The sequence below is a fragment of the Pseudomonas sp. NBRC 111119 genome, from assembly GCF_001320125.1.
GTDB classification, from domain to species: domain Bacteria; phylum Pseudomonadota; class Gammaproteobacteria; order Pseudomonadales; family Pseudomonadaceae; genus Aquipseudomonas; species Aquipseudomonas parafulva.
Genome location: NZ_BCAV01000088.1, coordinates 1 through 643, shown reverse-complemented (window position 1 = coordinate 643; position 643 = coordinate 1). Strand labels below are relative to the sequence as shown.

At 61.9% G+C, this 643-nt stretch carries 1 protein-coding gene; it reads left to right on the top strand.

The genetic code is table 11. The features are described 5' to 3' along the window. Positions 1 to 643, top strand: a 643-nt coding sequence (locus APH25_RS24565) for a cyclic diguanylate phosphodiesterase (protein WP_060483655.1), incomplete at both ends; no start/stop codon positions are given.

Genomic DNA, 643 nt, shown 5'->3' with positions numbered 1-643 from the left:
TATTGCCACCGGGCCAGTTCCTGCCCGTGGTCGAATCGTCCGGCCTGATGCCTGAAATCGGCGCTTGGGTGCTGGGCGAAGCCTGCCGCCAGATGCGTGACTGGCGAATGCTGGCATGGCGACCGTTCCGGCTGGCCGTCAATGTTTCGGCGAGCCAAGTGGGACCGGACTTCGACGGGTGGGTAAAGGGCGTGCTGGCTGATGCCGAGTTGCCCGCCGAGTATCTCGAAATCGAGCTGACCGAATCGGTCGCGTTTGGTGATCCGGCGATCTTCCCCGCCCTGGACGCCTTGCGGCAGATCGGTGTGCGCTTCGCCGCCGATGACTTCGGGACGGGGTATTCCTGTCTGCAACATCTGAAGTGCTGCCCAATCAGCACGCTCAAGATCGACCAATCGTTTGTCGCCGGGCTCGCCAACGACCGCCGCGACCAAACCATCGTGCACACCGTGATTCAGCTTGCGCACGGGCTGGGCATGGATGTGGTGGCTGAAGGCGTGGAAACATCGGCGAGTCTTGATCTATTGCGACAAGCGGACTGCGACACAGGACAAGGCTTCCTGTTCGCGAAGCCAATGCCGGCGGCGGCATTCGCCGTCTTCGTCAGTCAATGGAGGGGTGCCACCATGAATGCAAGTGACTC